Below are 16,524 nucleotides of genomic sequence, written 5' to 3' on the forward strand. Positions count from 1 at the left end.
CCCACAGGTACTCCACGCGTCTTGAAACCTGTGGCGATCCTGTGGGAGCCGGCTTGCCGGCGATAGGGCCAGTACCGGCAATAAAAAAGCCCGCATCATGGATGCGGGCTCTTGATCATCAACAGCAGCTTACGCCGCCTTGGCCTCTTGCTGGCTCAGCGAGCGGTTCAGCGCACTGAACAGTGCCTTGAAGCTGGCAGTGGTGATGTTCTCATCGATGCCCACACCATGTACCGGACGGCCACCGGCCACACGCAGCTCGATGTAGGCCGCCGCCTTGGCGTTGGTGCCGGCGCCGATGGCGTGTTCGTTGTAGTCCATGATCTCCACGGCAATCGGCAAGCCAGCCACCAGGGCTTCCAGGGCGCCGTTGCCCTTGCCGCGCCAGTGCAGGGTGGTCTCGCCTTCACCGGCGACTTCCACTTCCACGGCGCTGTGGCCGTTTTCTTCCTGCAGGCGGTGGCTGACCAGCGCGTACGGGGCGTTGGCCTGCAGGTATTCCTTCTGCAGCAGGCTGTAGATCTGCTTGGCGGTCATTTCCAGCCCCAGGCGGTCGGTTTCGCCCTGTACCACCTGGCTGAACTCGATCTGCATGCGGCGCGGCAGGCTGATGCCGTATTCCTGCTCGAGCAGGTAGGTGATGCCGCCTTTGCCCGACTGGCTGTTGACGCGGATCACCGCCTCGTAGCTGCGGCCGATGTCGGCCGGGTCGATTGGCAGGTACGGCACTTCCCACAATTCGCCATCCTGCTGCTTGGCGAAGCCTTTGCGGATGGCGTCCTGGTGCGAGCCGGAGAACGCGGTGTGAACCAGGTCGCCGACATACGGGTGACGTGGGTGGACCGGCAGCTGGTTGCACTCTTCGACGACCTTGCGCACGCCGTCGATGTCGGAGAAGTCCAGTTGCGGGTCGATGCCCTGGGTGTAGAGGTTCAGCGCCAGGGTCACCAGGTCGACGTTACCGGTACGCTCGCCGTTGCCGAACAGGCAGCCTTCGGCACGGTCGGCGCCGGCCATCAGGCCCAGTTCGGTGGCGGCGATGCCAGTGCCACGGTCGTTGTGGCAGTGCAGGCTGATGATCACACTGTCACGGCGGCTGATGTTGCGGCAGAACCACTCGATCTGGTCGGCGTAGATGTTCGGCGTGGCGACTTCCACGGTAGCCGGCAGGTTGAGGATGAGCTTGTGCTCAGGCGTCGGGTTCCACACTTCAATGACCGCGTCGCAGACTTCCTTGGCGAACTCCAGTTCGGTCGCGCTGAAGGTTTCAGGCGAGTACTGGAAGGTCCACTGGGTTTCCGGCTGCTGGGCGGCGTATTTGACGAACAGCTTGGCTGCGTTCACCGCGATGTCTTTCACGCCTTGCTTGTCCTGGTTGAAGACGATGCGGCGGAACGACGGGCTGGTGGCGTTGTACAGGTGAACGATGGCCTTCTTGGCCCCGCGCAGCGATTCGAAGGTGCGCGCGATCAGGTCTTCACGGGCCTGGGTGAGCACCTGGATGGTGGTGTCGTCGGGGATGTGGCCGTCTTCGATCAAGGTGCGCACGAAGTCGAAATCGGTCTGCGAGGCGGACGGGAACGAGGCCTCGATTTCCTTCACGCCAACCTGCACCAGGGTCTTCCAGAAACGCAGCTTTTTCTCCGAGTCCATCGGCTCGATCAGCGACTGGTTGCCATCACGCAAGTCCGAGCTGCACCAGATCGGCGCTTCGGTGATGGTCTTCGACGGCCAGGTACGGTCAGGCAGGTCGATGGTCGGGAAAGCGCGGTACTTCTTCGATGGGTCTTTGAGCATGGTCATGGAAGCAATCCTTTTGTGTGCGGCCGAGATCGGGCCTGCCGAGCAGTAACGAGATAGAAGGGCGAGGCGACGCGATTCAGCCTGGTAGTCGAGCGCTGACCAGGCAGAGGCTGCGATGTTGTCGGAGCAGGATGAGGGTGCTGAAGGTTTTCATGCCCTAAACCCTAACCAGTGGGGTCAGGGATGGCAAGTGTTCGCGGAAAATTGAGAGGAATGCTTAAAAAGTGGAATCAACCGAGATTTTATTGCTGAATTTTTAAGGGGGCATCTTGTTTTTTGCGCGAGTCTTTTCACCCGCGCAACCCAGTGGCAGCCCATTTTCAGGGCTGGAACGCGCCAATGAAGATGGCCGGATCCACGCGGGCGTCATTGAGGCTGACGTTCCAGTGCATGTGGGGCCCGGTCGCGCGACCGGTCGAACCTACCTGGCCTACCACATCCCCCCGACGCAGCGTCTGCCCCACATTTACATCGATCTTCGACATGTGGCAGAACATGCTGATGAAGCCCTGGCCGTGGTCCACGAACACCGTGCGGCCATTGAAGAAGTAGTCGCCGACCAGGATCACCTTGCCATTGGCCGGCGTCTTGATGGGCGTGCCTGCAGGCACCGCGAAATCCAGCCCGGCGTGGGGGTTGCGTTCTTCGCCATTGAAGAAGCGACGCACGCCGAACTTGCTCGACAGTGGCCCGCTGACCGGCTTGTCGAGGACCAGATTGCTTGGCAGGTTGGGGCTGAAGCTGCGGTAGGCCTTGATCTGCTCGGCCAGCTCGCGGTCGATGCGCTTGAGGTCGGCCGGGTCGGGGTTGACCTGGCGCTTGTTCTTCAGGGTGATGTGCTGTTCCGGGTACTTCTTGCTGCCCACGCTGAACGGCAGGTTGCGCCCACCTTCAGTCAGCACTGCGGTGCCGGGCTTTTGCGTCAGCGGGATGCCGACGATGGCCAGCCAGTTGCCCTGCTCCTGCACCACCAGCACCGGCTTGCCATCGAAGCGCGCGCTGGGGGCGGCAGCCGCAGGGCCCAGGTCGACCACAGCGACGCCGCCGGGTACCGGTTTGTTGAGGGTGCGGGTGATATAGCTGGCCTGGGCGCCGCCGGCCAGCAACAACAGGGAAAGGGCGAGCAGGGGCGCGAACAGGCGGGGCATGTGTCAGTCCAGTAGAGAAAGGGTGACCGGAGTCAGGTGGTTGTCCTCGACCCGCACCTGCAGCTCACCTTCGTTCAGGCGGGCAGTCAGGCGTTGGCCGTTGCGTGTCTGCTCGGCGCTGCGAATGGCTTGGCCATGCTCGTCGAGGAGGATGCTGTAGCCGCGCGCCAGGGTCGCCAGCGGGCTGACCACCTGCAGCGTCTGCAGCTGGGCCTGGAAGCGTTGGCGGCGATCCTTCAGCACGTCGCGCATGGCGCGCGGCAGGCGCTCGGCGAGGCTGTCCAGGCGTTGGCTGAGCAGTTTCAGCGTACGCCCCGGATGCTGCGCGGCCAGCCGCGTGTCCAGGCGTGCCAGGCGCTCGCGGCGCTGGTTGAGGTTGAGTGCGAATGCCCGGCGCAGGCGCATGTCCAGGTCGTCCAGGCGCTGGGCCTGTTGGCGCAGGCGCTCGCCGGGGTGGCGCAGGCGCCGGGCCAGCGATTCCACGCGCAGGCGGTCGTGGCTCAGGCGGTTTTGCATGCGCAGCAGCAGGCGCCGTTGCAGGCCATCGAGGCGTTGCTGCAGGCCGCTGCTGTCGGGGGCCAGCAGTTCGGCGGCGGCCGATGGCGTGGGCGCGCGAACGTCAGCGACGAAATCGCTGATGGACACGTCGGTTTCATGGCCGACGGCGCTGACGATGGGCGTGACGCAAGCGGCCACGGCGCGGGCCACGGCTTCCTCGTTGAAGCTCCACAGGTCTTCCAGCGAGCCACCGCCACGGGCCAGGATCAGCGCATCGAAACCGAGGCTGTCGGCCAATTGCACGGCGCGCACGATCTGCGCGATGGACTCGCGGCCCTGCACGGCGGTGGGGATGAGGCTCAGCTCCACCTGCGGGGCGCGGCGGCCGAACACGCTGATGATGTCGCGGATCACTGCGCCGGTGGGCGAGGTGATGATGCCGATGCGCTGAGGATGGGCTGGCAGCGGTTTCTTGCGTTCGGTGCTGAACAGGCCCTCGGCGCCGAGTTTTTCCTTCAGCGCCTCGAAGGCCAGGCGCAGGGCGCCGTCACCGGCGGGTTCGACGCTGTCGAGAATCAGTTGATAGTCGCCACGCCCTTCGAACAGCGATACCTTGCCGCGCACCCGCACCGCCAGGCCGTCCCGCAGTGCCTGGCGCACGCGCGCAGCGTTCTGCCGGAACAGTGCGCAGCGCACTTGAGCGCCGCTGTCCTTGAGGGTGAAGTACATGTGGCCGGAGGCCGGGCGGGCGAGGTTGGAAATCTCGCCTTCCACCCAGACGCTGCGGAACACGTCTTCCAGCAGTACGCGGGCGCGGCCGTTGAGCTGGCTGACGGTGAGGACCTCGCGGTCCAGGCCGAGTCGTTCGAAGGGGTCTTTGATCATGGGGGCATGATAAGGGGGGAGGGTGAGGGCGCCAAGTGCATGGGGGAGATTTCTGGTTTTGGTGGGGGTAGGCGATGTCTGTGGGCGCACGCCTTCAATTTTTCAGGGCGGTTGAGATCGAGCGCCGCGCGGGCGGCGCTCGATCTTGAGGCCTCTATAAACTTCAAGGCATGCACCTGTTCGCCCACATACAATCCCGCGGCATGCTGGCCAGCCTGGCGCTGATCGGTCGCTACCTGAGCGCGTGAGCGGTAGAATCAGCCGATTACCGCAGTTGGCAGGCCTGTTTGACCCATGAACACCCAGAGCATCATCGTTCCGAAACTTTCCACCGTCCCGGTGCACGAGGCCCGCGCTCGGGCCATCCTGCGCTGGCTGGTGCGCGAAAAGGTGGTCGAGGAGCAACTGACCACATGCGGGCGCACCGGCAACCGCATGGGCCATGCCCTGGCAGAAGGCGCGCGCAAGGTTGCCTTGCACCCTGAAAAGTTGCCGTTTGGCGCACCGGTCAACGGGTTGGAAGTGATGCTCAAGCGCTGCATCTATACCCCAACTGCCGGGTTCCTCGAAGAAGCCGGTTGCCCCGAGTGCCGCCGCGAAGTGGGCGAGCCGTTGTTCGAAAGCCTGGAAGAATGGATGCCGGGGGTGAGCGACAACTTCACCTGCCCGTTGTGCGGCTTCGAAGACGACATCAATGGCTTCATTTACCTGCAGCCATGTGCCTTTTCCAACCTGGGGTTCATCTTCAACAACTGGGGCGAGGCCGGTTTTACCCAAGCCTTTCTCGACAGCTTCGCCGACTGGCTGGACCAGCCAGTGGCAGTGGTGCAGGTAAAACTGCCAGAACGCTGACCGAAGGCCCTTATTTTGCATTGAGCGGCGCGCCGTGGATGAGTATAATGGCGCGCTTCCATTTTTCCCGCCCGGGAGCCCCCGCGATGCTGCGTATCAGCCAAGAAGCCCTGACTTTCGACGATATCCTCCTTGTACCTGGCTATTCCGAGGTACTGCCCAATGAAGTCAGTCTCAAGACCCGTTTGACTCGTGGCATCGAGCTGAACATCCCTCTGGTTTCCGCTGCAATGGATACCGTGACCGAAGCGCGTCTGGCCATTGCCATGGCTCAGGAAGGCGGCATCGGCATCATCCACAAGAACATGACCATCGAGCAGCAGGCCGGCGAAGTACGCAAGGTCAAGAAGTTCGAGGCTGGCGTGGTCAAGGACCCGATCACCATCGAAGCCGACGCCACCGTGCGCGACCTGTTCGACCTGACCCGCCTGAACAACATCTCGGGTGTTCCGGTGCTGGAGAACGGTGACCTGGTCGGTATCGTCACCTCCCGTGACGTACGCTTCGAAACCCGCCTGGATGCCAGGGTGCGCGACGTGATGACGCCCAAAGAGCGCCTGGTCACCGTGCGCGAAGGCGCCGACAAGAACGAAGTCCGCGAGCTGCTGCACAAGCACCGCCTGGAAAAAGTCCTGATCGTCGACGACAAGTTCAGCCTCAAGGGCATGATGACCGTCAAGGACATCGAAAAAGCCAAGGCCTACCCGCTGGCCAGCAAGGACGACCAGGGTCGCCTGCGCGTCGGCGCTGCGGTCGGCACCGGCAAGGACACCGGCGAGCGCGTTGCCGCCCTGGTTGCCGCCGGCGTTGACGTGGTGGTGGTCGACACCGCCCACGGTCACTCCAAAGGCGTGATCGACCGCGTTCGTTGGGTCAAGGAGACCTACCCGCAAGTGCAGGTGATCGGCGGCAACATCGCCACCGGCGCTGCGGCCAAGGCCCTGGCTGAAGCCGGCGCCGACGCGGTCAAGGTCGGTATCGGCCCTGGCTCGATCTGCACCACCCGCATCGTCGCCGGTGTCGGCGTGCCGCAAATCAGCGCCATCGCCAACGTCGCCGCCGCACTGGAAGGCACTGGCGTGCCACTGATCGCCGACGGCGGCATCCGCTTCTCGGGTGATTTGTCCAAGGCCATCGTCGCCGGTGCTTCGTGCGTGATGATGGGTTCGATGTTCGCTGGTACCGAAGAAGCGCCGGGTGAAGTCGAGCTGTTCCAGGGCCGCTCCTACAAGGCATACCGCGGCATGGGCTCGCTGGGTGCGATGGCACAGGCGCAAGGCTCGTCCGACCGGTACTTCCAGGACTCCTCGGCCGGCGCCGAGAAGCTGGTACCGGAAGGTATTGAAGGCCGTGTTCCTTACAAGGGCGCCCTGGCCGCGATCATCCACCAGCTGATGGGCGGCCTGCGTTCGTCCATGGGCTACACCGGCAGCGCGACCATCGAAGAGATGCGCACCAAGCCGGAATTCGTGCGCATCACCGGTGCCGGCATGGCCGAGTCCCACGTGCACGACGTGCAGATCACCAAAGAAGCCCCTAACTACCGCGTAGGCTGAGGCTTCCAGCAACATCAGCATGCGGGGCTGTCACGACAGCCCCGCGTCGTTTCCGATTTCCACTGACGAGATTGAGTCATGGCCCTCGACATTCACGCTCACCGCATCCTGATCCTCGACTTCGGTTCCCAGTACACCCAGCTGATTGCCCGCCGCGTGCGCGAGATCGGCGTGTACTGCGAACTGCACCCGTTCGACATGGACGATGAAGCGATCCGCGAATTCAACCCGCGCGGCATCATCCTCGCCGGCGGCCCCGAGTCGGTGCACGAAGCCAACAGCCCACGCGCGCCGCAGGCCGTGTTCGACCTGAACGTACCGCTGCTGGGCATCTGCTACGGCATGCAGACCATGGCCGAGCAACTGGGCGGCAAGGTCACCGGTTCCGACCTGCGTGAATTCGGCTACGCCCGCGTTGACGTGGTCGGCAAGAGCCGCCTGCTGGACGGCATCGAAGACCACGTCGATGGTGACGGCGTACTGGGCCTGGACGTGTGGATGAGCCACGGTGACAAGGTCACCCAGATGCCGGGCGACTTCCACGTGCTGGCCAGCACCCCGAGCTGCCCGATCGCCGGCATGTTCGACGATGCACGCGGCTACTACGGCGTGCAGTTCCACCCGGAAGTGACCCACACCAAACAGGGCGGCCGCATCCTTTCGCGCTTCGTTCAGGACATCTGTGGCTGCGAAGCCCTGTGGACCCCGTCCAACATCGTCGAAGACGCCATCGCCCAGGTGCGCGAGCAAGTCGGTTCGGCCAATGTGCTGCTCGGTCTGTCCGGCGGCGTCGACTCGTCCGTGGTTGCCGCGCTGCTGCACCGCGCCATCGGCGACCAGCTGACCTGCGTCTTCGTCGACAACGGCCTGCTGCGCCTGCACGAAGGCGACCAGGTGATGGCCATGTTCAAGGAGAACATGGGCGTCAAGGTGATCCGCGCCGATGCCGAGGCCCAGTTCCTGGGTAACCTGGAAGGCGAAGCGGACCCGGAGAAGAAGCGCAAGATCATCGGCCGCACCTTCATCGACATCTTCGATGCCGAAGCCAGCAAGCTGGAAAACATCCAGTTCCTTGCCCAGGGCACCATCTACCCGGACGTGATCGAGTCGGCTGGCGCCAAGAGCGGCAAGGCCCACGTGATCAAGTCGCACCACAACGTCGGTGGCCTGCCGGAGGAAATGAACCTCAAGCTGGTCGAGCCGCTGCGTGAACTGTTCAAGGACGAAGTACGCAAGATCGGCCTGGAGCTGGGCCTGCCGTACGACATGGTCTACCGCCACCCGTTCCCGGGCCCGGGCCTGGGCGTGCGGATCCTCGGTGAAGTGAAGAAGGAATACGCCGACATCCTGCGTCGCGCCGACCACATCTTCATCGAAGAGCTGCGCAAAGCCGACTGGTACCACAAGACCAGCCAGGCCTTCGTGGTGTTCCAGCCGGTCAAATCGGTTGGCGTCGTCGGCGACGGCCGTCGCTACGCCTGGGTCGTGGCGCTGCGTGCCGTCGAAACCGTGGATTTCATGACCGCACGTTGGGCACATCTGCCGTACGAGCTGCTGGAAACCGTCAGCGGCCGTATCATCAACGAAATCGAAGGCATCTCGCGCGTCACCTACGACGTGTCGAGCAAGCCGCCGGCCACTATCGAGTGGGAATAAGTTGAGCCACAAGGGCGCCGCGAGGCGCCCTTGTTGTATCTGGCCGTGACAGACCGCATACCATCCTGCGACAAGACTTCACTTAATCTTTCGCATTTGCAGGTGTATCGTATTCGCCCTTCATCGTCAGCCCTGCTGGCAGCTTGATTGCGCAGAAACGAGGTACCCGCACCGATGTCCTTCACCCGTCGACAAATGCTCAAAGGCCTCACCGGCCTGGTTGTGGTAGGCCTGGGCGCCGGAGGCGCGGCGCGGTACTGGCTGGGCAAGGTCGAGGACGAGAACGCGGGGCACGACTACGAGCTGATCGCAGCGCCCCTGGACGTCGAGCTGGTGCCGGGCTTCAAGACCGAGGCCTGGGCGTTCGGCCCCTCGGCACCGGGCACGGAGCTGCGAGTACGCCAGGGCACCTGGTTGCGGGTGCGCTTCATCAACCACCTGCCTGTCGAGACCACCATTCACTGGCACGGCATCCGCCTGCCGCTGGAAATGGACGGTGTGCCGTACGTGTCGCAGCTGCCGGTCAAGCCGGGCGAGTACTTCGACTACAAGTTCCGCGTGCCGGACGCCGGCAGCTACTGGTACCACCCGCATGTCAGCAGTTCCGAAGAGCTTGGCCGCGGCCTGGTGGGCCCGCTGATCGTCGAGGAGCGTGAGCCTACCGGCTTCCTGCATGAGCGCACCATGAGCCTGAAAAACTGGCACGTGGACGAGCAGGGCGCCTGGCTGCCGTTCAGCATTCCCCGCGAGGCGGCGCGCAACGGCACGGCCGGGCGGCTGATTACCATCAACGGCCAGGCCAATTCGGTGACCGAACTGCCGGCCGGGCAAGTGGTGCGCCTGCGCCTGCTGAACCTGGACAATACCTGGACCTACCGCCTGAATCTCAAAGGCAATTTCGAGGCGAAGATCTACGCCCTCGATGGCAACCCGGTCACTCCGCGTGATCTGGGCGACGAATACTGGCTGGGCCCTGGCATGCGTATCTGCCTGGCAATTCGCATTCCCGAGGCGGGTGAGGAAATCTCCCTGCGCGACGGCTTCGTGCGCCTGGGCACCTTGCGTTCGGTGGCCAGCAACGACGCGCCGAGCGACTGGCCCCCAGCCCTGCCGCCGAACCCGGTGGCTGAGCCGGACCTGGAGAATGCCGAGAAGCTGAACTTCAATTTCGAATGGGTCGGCAAGGTTTCGGTCAACACCGAGAACGGCAAGCCGCCGAGCCTGTGGCAAATCAACGGCCAGGCCTGGGACATTACCGACAAGACCTGCGCCGACCGGCCAATCGCCACGCTGCAGAAGGGCAAGAGCTACATCTTCGAGCTGAAGAACATGACCCAGTACCAGCACCCGATCCACCTGCACGGCATGAGTTTCAAGGTGATCGCCTCCAATCGCCACGATATCGTCGAGCCGTGGTTCACCGATACCTATCTGCTGGGCAAGAACGAACGCGCCCAGGTCGCGCTGGTGGCGGATAACCCGGGCACCTGGATGTTCCACTGCCATGTCATCGACCACATGGAAACCGGCCTGATGGCCGCGATTGCGGTGGTCTGATGCGCCCGCAGATCATCGATCGCAGCCGCGATCAGGAATTCATGCGCCTGGCCCTGGCCCTGGCTGGCGAAGGTGCAGCCATGGGCGAGGTGCCTGTCGGTGCGGTGCTGGTGCAGCACGGCCAGGTGATAGGGCAGGGTTTCAATCGACCCATTCTCGACAGTGACCCCAGTGCCCATGCCGAGATGGTCGCCATCCGCGCGGCGGCGAAATCCGCCAGCAATTACCGGCTACCGGGCAGCACCTTGTACGTCACGCTGGAGCCTTGCAGCATGTGCGCAGGGTTGATCGTGCATTCGCGGGTGGCGCGGGTGGTGTACGGGGCGCTGGAGCCTAAAGCGGGTATCGTGCAGAGCCAGGGGCAGTTCTTCAGCCAGGGCTTCCTGAACCATCGGGTAATGTTCGAGGGTGGTGTGCTGGCTGAAGAATGCGGGCAGATCCTCAGTGACTTCTTCAAGGCTCGGCGGGCCAAGGGTTAGCCTGTTCTGGCCTCATCGCCGGCAAGCCGGCTCCTACAGGGTCAGCGCAAACCCTATGACTTGCGCTGACCCTGTGGGAGCCGGCTTGCCGGCGATAGGGCCGTAAGGGTTTACATCGGCGGCGACTGTTCTGCCGGTTTGTCTTTGTTCACGCCAGGCACATGCAGGTTGCCCTCGGCCACCTGGCCTTCAAGCTGCGGCTGGGTCACCCAGGTGAGGATGTCGTAATAGCGGCGGATGTTGGCCACGAAGTGCACCGGCTCGCCGCCGCGGGCGTAACCGTACTTGGTCTGGCGGAACCACTGCTTCTGCGACAGGCGCGGCAGCATCTTCTTCACGTCAAGCCACTTGTTCGGGTCGAGCTTCTCGCGCCTGGCCAGGGTGCGCGCGTCTTCCAGGTGGCCGCTGCCGACGTTGTAGGCAGCCAGGGCGAACCAGGTGCGGTCCGGCTCCTTGATGCTGTCGTCGAGTTGTTCCTTGATCAGCATGAAGTACTTGGCGCCACCCTGAATGCTCTGCTTCGGGTCCAGGCGGTTGGACACGCCCATGGCCTGGGCGGTGCGCTGGGTCAGCATCATCAGGCCGCGCACGCCGGTCTTGGAGGTGACTTCCGGCTGCCACATCGATTCCTGATAACCGATTGCCGCCAGCAGCCGCCAGTCCACCTGCTCGACCTTGGCGTAGCTCTTGAAGTGCTTTTCGTACTTGGGCAGGCGCTGCTGCAAGTGCTGGGCGAAGGTGTAGGCACCGACGTAGCCAAGCACGTCGACATGGCCGTAGTACCGGTCTTTCAGGCGTTGCAGGGTGCCGTTCTTCTGCGATTTGTCGAGAAACTCGTTCACTTCGTTGAGCAGGCTGTTGTCATCGCCGGGGGCCACCGCCCAACGCTGATCGCGGGCGTCGCCCAGGTCGAAGGCAACCCGCACGTTGGGGAAGTACACCTGGTTCATCGCCAGCTCGTTGGAATCGACCAGGGTCAGGTCGATCTGCCCTTCATCGACCATGCGCAGCAGGTCGACCACCTCGACGGCGTCGGACTCTTCGTATTCCAGGCCCGGGTACCGTCTTTTCAGGTCGGCCAACTGGTCGGCATGGCTGCTGCCCTTGAGCACCATGATCTTCTTGCCGACCAGCCCTTTGGGCTCGGTGGGGCGGGAACGGCCGTTGCGGTAGATGACCTGCGGGGTCACTTCCAGGTACGGGTGCGAGAATTTCGCCTGGGTCTTGCGCCGTTCGCTGCTGACCAGGCCGGCGGCCGCCAGCACCGGGCCGGACGGTTTGCTCAGGTCGTCGAAGATTTCGTCGAGGTTATCGGCGGTCTCGATCTCCAGCTTCACGCCCAGATCATCGGCGAAACGCTTGACCAGCTCGTATTCGAAGCCGGTTTCGCCGTTACGGTCCTGGAAGTAGGTAGCCGGGCTGTTGCGGGTAATCACGCGCAGCACGCCATCCTCCTTCACGCGCTCGAGGGTGCTGGGTTTTTCAACGCAGGCACCGAGCATCAGAAAGAGACCGGTTGCTAAAAGCCATTTGGCGCAACGCTGGCGCAAAGCAGTGTGGGCGAACATAGCTTGCAGTATACGCAAAGGATGGAGCCCGCCATATCTCGACAACTGATAGCTTGTCTGGTAGCGCAGTCTGTGTTGCACCGGCCCCATCGGACCCGCCCCATACTCAAGATTGGCTCAGTCCCTGTGGGAGCCGGCTTGCCGGCGATGGGGCCGGGGCAGGCAAAACAAGTCAAAATTTTTTGACCCGAAAGTCCGGTTCCACCGCCCGGCAGGCTTGGCTTAGAGCAGGTGCCGAAAGCGGTTGAATTAGGCTAGAATGCACGGCCTCTAAGCACACCCCTTCCTGAGGCTGTCCCGACGATGTTGATCCTGCGCGGCGCTCCTGCCCTTTCTGCCTTTCGCCACGGTAAATTACTCGAGCAACTGAGCCAGAAAGTCCCCGCTGTTACTGGTTTGTATGCCGAATTCGCCCACTTCGCCGATGTTGACGGCGAGCTGACCGCCGACCAGCAGCAGGTGCTGGGCCGTCTGCTCAAGTACGGCCCGAGCGTGCCGGTGCAGGAGCCAAGTGGCCGCCTGTTCCTGGTCGTGCCGCGCCTGGGCACCATTTCGCCCTGGGCCAGCAAGGCCAGCGACATCGCCCACAACTGCGGCCTGCAGTCGATCCAGCGCCTGGAGCGCGGCATCGCCTACTACGTCGCCGGCGACCTGAGTGATGCAGACGCCGCGGTTGTCGCCGCCGAGCTGCACGACCGCATGACCCAGCGCGTGCTGGCCCAGCTGGAGCAGGCATCCGACCTGTTCAGCCACGCCCAGCCCAAGCCGATGACCTCGGTCGACATCCTGGGCGGTGGCCGCGATGCGCTGGCCAAGGCCAACATCGACCTGGGCCTGGCCCTGGCCGAAGACGAGATCGACTACCTGGTCAATGCCTTCCAGAACCTGGCGCGCAACCCGAACGACATCGAACTGATGATGTTCGCCCAGGCCAACTCCGAGCACTGCCGCCACAAGATCTTCAACGCCAGTTGGGATATCGATGGCGAGGAGCAGGAAAAAAGCCTGTTCGGCATGATCAAGAACACCTACCAGATGCACAGCGAAGGCGTGCTGTCTGCGTACAAGGACAACGCCTCGGTGATCGTCGGCAGCGTTGCCGGCCGTTTCTTCCCGAACCCTGAAACCCGCCAGTACGGCGCGGTGAAGGAGCCGGTGCACATCCTGATGAAGGTCGAGACGCACAACCACCCGACCGCCATCGCCCCGTTCTCCGGCGCCTCCACCGGCTCCGGCGGCGAGATCCGCGACGAGGGTGCTACTGGCCGTGGCGCCAAGCCCAAGGCCGGCCTCACCGGTTTCACCGTATCCAACCTGCGCATCCCGGGCTTCGAGCAGCCGTGGGAGCAGGCGTACGGCAAGCCGGAGCGTATCGTTGACGCCCTCGACATCATGATCGAAGGCCCACTGGGCGGCGCTGCGTTCAACAACGAATTCGGTCGCCCGGCACTGACCGGTTACTTCCGTACTTTCGAGCAGGCCATCAATACCCCGCACGGTGAAGAAGTGCGCGGCTACCACAAGCCGATCATGCTCGCAGGCGGCATGGGCAACATCCGTGAAGACCACGTGCAGAAGGCCGAGATCACCGTCGGCGCCAAGCTGATCGTGCTCGGCGGCCCAGCCATGCTGATCGGCCTGGGCGGCGGCGCGGCGTCGTCGGTTGCCACGGGCGCCAGCTCCGCCGACCTGGACTTCGCCTCGGTGCAGCGTGAAAACCCGGAAATGGAGCGCCGTTGCCAAGAGGTCATCGACCGTTGCTGGCAGCTGGGCGACCACAACCCGATCGCCTTCATCCACGACGTCGGCGCCGGTGGCATCTCCAACGCCTTCCCTGAGCTGGTCAACGACGGTGGCCGTGGTGGCCGCTTCGAACTGCGTAACGTGCCCAACGACGAGCCGGGCATGGCCCCGCACGAAATCTGGAGCAACGAATCGCAGGAGCGTTACGTCCTGGCCGTCAGCGCTGTCGATTTCGAGCGCTTCCAGGCCATCTGTGAGCGCGAGCGCTGCCCGTTCGCCGTTGTCGGCGAGGCGACCGAAGCGCCGCACCTCACCGTCACCGACAGCCACTTCGGCAATACCCCGGTAGACATGCCGCTGGACGTGCTGCTGGGCAAACCGCCGCGCATGCACCGCTCGGTCAGCCGCGAAGCCGAGCTGGGCGATGACTTCGACCCGAGCCAACTGGACCTGGACAACGCCGTGCAGCGTGTCCTGAACCACCCGGCCGTGGCCAGCAAGAGCTTCCTGATCACCATCGGTGACCGCACCATCACCGGCCTGGTTGCTCGCGACCAGATGGTCGGCCCGTGGCAGGTACCGGTGGCCGACTGCGCCGTTACCGCCACCAGCTTCGATGTCTATACCGGTGAAGCCATGGCCATGGGTGAGCGTACCCCGCTCGCCTTGCTCGATGCACCGGCGTCCGGCCGCATGGCAATCGGCGAAACCCTGACCAACCTGGCGGCTGCGCAGATCGAAAAACTGTCCGACATCAAACTGTCGGCCAACTGGATGTCCGCTGCCGGTCACCCGGGTGAAGACGCCCGCTTGTACGACACCGTCAAGGCTGTCGGCATGGAGCTGTGCCCAGAGCTGGGCATCACCATCCCGGTCGGCAAAGATTCGATGTCGATGAAAACCCAGTGGAGCGAAGAGGGCGTCGACAAGAGCGTCACCTCGCCGATGTCGCTGATCATCACCGGCTTTGCCCCCGTCACCGACATCCGCAAGACCTTGACCCCGCAACTGCGCATGGACAAGGGCGAAACCGACCTGATCCTGATCGACCTGGGCCGTGGCAAGAACCGCATGGGCGCCTCGATCCTGGCGCAGACCTACGGCAAGATCGCTGCCCAGGCACCTGACGTCGACGACGCTGAAGACCTCAAGGCCTTCTTCGCCGTGATCCAGGGCCTGAACGCCGACGGCCACCTGCTGGCGTACCATGACCGTTCCGACGGCGGCCTGCTGACCACCGTGGTGGAAATGGCCTTCGCCGGCCACTGCGGCCTCGACCTGCAGCTCGACCCGCTGACCGACAACCGCAATGACGTCCCCGCCATCCTCTTCAACGAAGAGCTGGGCGCGGTCATCCAGGTTCGCCAGGATGCCACCCCGGACGTGCTGGCGCAGTTCAGCGCTGCTGGCCTGGGTGAAGGGTGTGTGGCCGTGATCGGCAAGCCGGTCAATAACGCTGAAGTGTCGATCAGCCTGAATGGCGAAGTGCTGTTCGACGACGACCGTCGCATGCTGCAGCGCCAGTGGGCCGAGACCAGCTACCAGGTGCAGCGCCTGCGTGACAACGCCGACTGCGCCGACCAGGAATTCGACGCGCTGCTCGAAGAAGAAAACCCGGGCCTGTCGGTCAAGGTCGGCTTCGACGTCAACGACGACATCGCAGCGCCGTACATCAAGAAAGGCGTGCGCCCGCAAGTGGCGATCCTGCGTGAGCAGGGCGTCAATGGCCAGGTGGAGATGGCTGCCGCCTTCGACCGCGCCGGCTTCGCTGCCATCGACGTGCACATGAGCGATATCCTCGCCGGCCGTGTCGACTTCGAAGCCTTCAAAGGCCTGGTCGCCTGCGGTGGCTTCTCTTACGGTGACGTGCTGGGCGCCGGTGAAGGCTGGGCCAAGTCCGCACTGTTCAACGCCCGTGCCCGCGATGCCTTCCAGGCCTTCTTCGAGCGTACCGACAGCTTCGCCCTGGGCGTGTGCAACGGTTGCCAGATGATGTCCAACCTGCACGAGCTGATCCCGGGCACCGAGTACTGGCCGCACTTCGTGCGCAACCGCTCGGAGCAGTTCGAGGCCCGCGTGGCCATGGTCGAGGTGCAGAAGTCCAACTCGATCTTCCTGCAGGGCATGGCCGGTTCGCGCATGCCGATCGCCATCGCCCACGGCGAAGGCCATGCCGAGTTCGCCAGCGAAGAAGCACTGCTGGAAGCCGATGTGTCCGGTTGCGTAGCCCTGCGCTACGTCGACAACCACGGCAAGGTGACTGAAGCCTACCCGGCCAACCCGAACGGCTCGCCGCGTGGTATCACCGGCCTGACCAGTCGCGACGGCCGCGTGACCATCATGATGCCGCACCCGGAGCGTGTGTTCCGCGCCGTGCAGAACTCCTGGCGCCCGGATGAGTGGCAGGAAGACGCCGCGCTGATGCGCATGTTCCGCAACGCGCGCGTCTGGGTGAACTAAGGCGTGTACAAGCTCGCCTTCTTCGTCCCGGCCAGCCATGTCGACGTGGTCAAGGCCGCCGTATTCGCCGCCGGTGGCGGGCGTATCGGCGACTACGACCACTGCGCCTGGCAAACCCTGGGCCAGGGCCAGTTTCGCCCTTTGCACGGCAGCCAGCCGTTCCTCGGGCAAACCGGCCAGGTCGAGGTGGTCGAGGAGTGGAAGGTGGAGCTGGTGGTGGCTGACGACCTGATTGCTCAGGTCGTCGCTGCGCTTCGACTGAGCCATCCGTACGAGACACCGGCCTTTGAGGTCTGGCGCCTGCTGGATTTCTGAAACC

Annotated in this window: 11 protein-coding genes; 7 read left to right on the forward strand and 4 right to left on the reverse strand. The window is 63.8% G+C overall.

Annotated elements, in window-relative coordinates; genetic code table 11:
- Positions 1–129 precede the first annotated feature (129 nt).
- From leuA to xseA, 3 genes are all read right to left on the reverse strand, one after another.
- On the reverse strand, positions 130–1,803 hold the full coding sequence (leuA, locus tag ACNQPL_RS14345) for a 2-isopropylmalate synthase (protein ID WP_346611901.1): 1,674 nt from the start codon (positions 1,801–1,803) through the stop codon (positions 130–132).
- Between the two features lie 320 nt (positions 1,804–2,123).
- Positions 2,124–2,951 carry a peptidoglycan DD-metalloendopeptidase family protein gene (locus tag ACNQPL_RS14350; RefSeq protein WP_416467091.1) on the reverse strand — a complete coding sequence of 276 codons (828 nt, stop codon included), beginning with the start codon at positions 2,949–2,951 and terminating at the stop codon, positions 2,124–2,126.
- 3 nt (positions 2,952–2,954) lie between these two features.
- Positions 2,955–4,334: an exodeoxyribonuclease VII large subunit gene (gene xseA, locus ACNQPL_RS14355; RefSeq protein WP_346611899.1), complete on the reverse strand. Its 1,380-nt coding sequence runs from the start codon at positions 4,332–4,334 to the stop codon at positions 2,955–2,957.
- 294 nt (positions 4,335–4,628) lie between these two features.
- Here xseA and ACNQPL_RS14360 point away from each other — a divergent pair, with 294 nt between their 5' ends.
- The 5 genes from ACNQPL_RS14360 to tadA all read left to right on the forward strand — a co-directional run bounded on the left by ACNQPL_RS14360 (position 4,629) and on the right by tadA (position 10,434).
- A complete protein-coding gene (locus tag ACNQPL_RS14360) occupies positions 4,629–5,186 on the forward strand; it encodes a sugar ABC transporter ATPase (protein WP_346611898.1) in 558 nt (185 codons plus the stop codon).
- An 86-nt stretch (positions 5,187–5,272) separates the two neighbouring features.
- Complete coding sequence (guaB, locus tag ACNQPL_RS14365; RefSeq protein WP_346611897.1) at positions 5,273–6,742, forward strand: IMP dehydrogenase; 1,470 nt, start codon at positions 5,273–5,275, stop codon at positions 6,740–6,742.
- Between the two features lie 78 nt (positions 6,743–6,820).
- Entirely contained in the window at positions 6,821–8,398 is a 1,578-nt protein-coding gene (gene guaA, locus ACNQPL_RS14370) for a glutamine-hydrolyzing GMP synthase (RefSeq protein ID WP_387525061.1), read from the forward strand.
- 174 nt (positions 8,399–8,572) lie between these two features.
- Positions 8,573–9,955: a multicopper oxidase family protein gene (locus ACNQPL_RS14375; protein WP_346611895.1), complete on the forward strand. Its 1,383-nt coding sequence runs from the start codon at positions 8,573–8,575 to the stop codon at positions 9,953–9,955.
- Positions 9,955–10,434, forward strand: a complete 480-nt coding sequence (gene tadA / locus ACNQPL_RS14380; protein ID WP_346611894.1) for a tRNA adenosine(34) deaminase TadA — start codon at positions 9,955–9,957, stop codon at positions 10,432–10,434. Before ACNQPL_RS14375 ends, tadA begins: the two co-directional genes overlap by 1 nt.
- A 110-nt stretch (positions 10,435–10,544) precedes the next feature.
- On the opposite strand, the gene mltF is transcribed toward tadA, so the two are convergent.
- Entirely contained in the window at positions 10,545–12,002 is a 1,458-nt protein-coding gene (gene mltF, locus ACNQPL_RS14385; protein ID WP_346611893.1) for a membrane-bound lytic murein transglycosylase MltF, read from the reverse strand.
- 303 nt (positions 12,003–12,305) lie between these two features.
- Here mltF and purL point away from each other — a divergent pair, with 303 nt between their 5' ends.
- Positions 12,306–16,205, forward strand: a complete 3,900-nt coding sequence (gene purL / locus ACNQPL_RS14390) for a phosphoribosylformylglycinamidine synthase (RefSeq protein ID WP_416467092.1) — start codon at positions 12,306–12,308, stop codon at positions 16,203–16,205.
- A 3-nt stretch (positions 16,206–16,208) separates the two neighbouring features.
- Positions 16,209–16,520 carry an NGG1p interacting factor NIF3 gene (locus ACNQPL_RS14395; protein WP_346611891.1) on the forward strand — a complete coding sequence of 104 codons (312 nt, stop codon included), beginning with the start codon at positions 16,209–16,211 and terminating at the stop codon, positions 16,518–16,520.
- Positions 16,521–16,524: the final 4 nt, after the last annotated feature.

It is taken from the genome of Pseudomonas sp. LFS044, from assembly GCF_047978245.1.
Classification (GTDB): Bacteria; Pseudomonadota; Gammaproteobacteria; order Pseudomonadales; family Pseudomonadaceae; genus Aquipseudomonas.